General features: G+C 50.3%; 11 tRNA genes and 1 rRNA gene. All 12 read right to left on the bottom strand.

Annotation, left to right across the window (positions count from 1 at the left end):
* Window positions 1-117, bottom strand: a 16S ribosomal RNA gene (locus tag H8923_RS16975); the annotation flags it as partial.
* A gap of 131 nt (window positions 118-248) precedes the next feature.
* Window positions 249-325 (bottom strand) — tRNA-Met (locus H8923_RS16970).
* 10 nt (window positions 326-335) lie between these two features.
* Window positions 336-411 (bottom strand) — tRNA-Phe (locus H8923_RS16965).
* A 5-nt stretch (window positions 412-416) separates the two neighbouring features.
* Window positions 417-493: transfer RNA gene (locus H8923_RS16960), tRNA-Ile, on the bottom strand.
* A 7-nt stretch (window positions 494-500) separates the two neighbouring features.
* Window positions 501-577 (bottom strand) — tRNA-Pro (locus H8923_RS16955).
* 36 nt (window positions 578-613) lie between these two features.
* Window positions 614-689, bottom strand: a tRNA-Trp gene (locus tag H8923_RS16950).
* A 20-nt stretch (window positions 690-709) separates the two neighbouring features.
* Window positions 710-786: transfer RNA gene (locus H8923_RS16945), tRNA-Ile, on the bottom strand.
* 7 nt (window positions 787-793) lie between these two features.
* Window positions 794-870, bottom strand: a tRNA-Pro gene (locus H8923_RS16940).
* A gap of 9 nt (window positions 871-879) precedes the next feature.
* A tRNA-Ser gene (locus H8923_RS16935) sits at window positions 880-971 on the bottom strand.
* A 6-nt stretch (window positions 972-977) separates the two neighbouring features.
* A tRNA-Ser gene (locus H8923_RS16930) sits at window positions 978-1,066 on the bottom strand.
* A 5-nt stretch (window positions 1,067-1,071) separates the two neighbouring features.
* Window positions 1,072-1,147, bottom strand: a tRNA-Lys gene (locus tag H8923_RS16925).
* Window positions 1,148-1,163: 16 nt separating this feature from the next.
* Window positions 1,164-1,239 (bottom strand) — tRNA-Gln (locus tag H8923_RS16920).
* Window positions 1,240-1,281 lie beyond the last annotated feature (42 nt).

Genomic DNA, 1,281 nt, shown 5'->3' with positions numbered 1-1,281 from the left:
GGTTACCCACGCGTTACTCACCCGTCCGCCGCTCTTTACCGAAGTAAATCGCTCGACTTGCATGTGTTAGGCACGCCGCCAGCGTTCATCCTGAGCCAGGATCAAACTCTCAAATAAAAGTTGATGGGCTCAGATACTGTTATATATCTGGCTTTGTTTGGTTGTTTCGAATAATTCTTATAAAGAATTAATTTTATAAATTAACCTACTGTTTAATTTTCAAAGTTCTTATTTAATATAGTTTAAGTTGGTAGCGGTAACAGGAGTCGAACCTGTGACCTTTCGGGTATGAACCGAACGCTCTAGCCAACTAAGCTATACCGCCATATTCATTATGGTGCCCAGAGGCGGAATCGAACCACCGACACGGGGATTTTCAGTCCCCTGCTCTACCGACTGAGCTATCTGGGCAAATTTGGTGGGCCTAGCTGGACTCGAACCAGCGACCTCACGCTTATCAGGCGTGCGCTCTAACCACCTGAGCTATAGGCCCTCATTCATGGTCGAGGTGAAGGGACTCGAACCCCCGGCCCCATGGTCCCAAACCAAGTGCGCTACCAAACTGCGCTACACCTCGACTTTATATAAGTTACATCTAATTTAATAAACTTCTTGGCAGGGGTGGAGGGACTCGAACCCCCGGCGCACGGTTTTGGAGACCGACGCTCTACCAACTGAGCTACACCCCTATATAATTTTAATATTAAAGTGGTGGACCATCAGGGACTCGAACCCCAGACCTACCGGTTATGAGCCGGGCGCTCTAACCAACTGAGCTAATGGTCCACATTCATGGTCGAGGTGAAGGGACTCGAACCCCCGGCCCCATGGTCCCAAACCAAGTGCGCTACCAAACTGCGCTACACCTCGACTTTATATTGGCGGAGAAGGAGGGATTCGAACCCTCGCACCGGTTTACCCAGCCTAATCCCTTAGCAGGGGATCCTCTTGAGCCACTTGAGTACTTCTCCAATATTTGGCGGAGAGGGTGGGATTCGAACCCACGGTGCCGTTAAGCATCACTGGTTTTCAAGACCAGCTCCTTAAACCACTCGGACACCTCTCCGTAGATGGTGATCCATCCGCGACTCGAACGCGGGACACCCTGATTAAAAGTCAGGTGCTCTACCGACTGAGCTAATGGATCATCTTTAAATTTTGTTTGGCAGGGGATGCAGGACTCGAACCTACGCATGTAGCAGTCAAAGTGCTATGCCTTACCGACTTGGCGAATCCCCTATAAAGTGGTGAGCGCACAGGGATTCGAACCCCGGACACACG

Origin of the sequence: Romboutsia faecis (assembly GCF_014323405.1) — a bacterium.
Classification (GTDB): domain Bacteria; phylum Bacillota; class Clostridia; order Peptostreptococcales; family Peptostreptococcaceae; genus Romboutsia_E; species Romboutsia_E faecis.
Note: the sequence above shows the minus strand (reverse complement) of the source record. Positions and strands in the feature narration are given on the sequence as shown.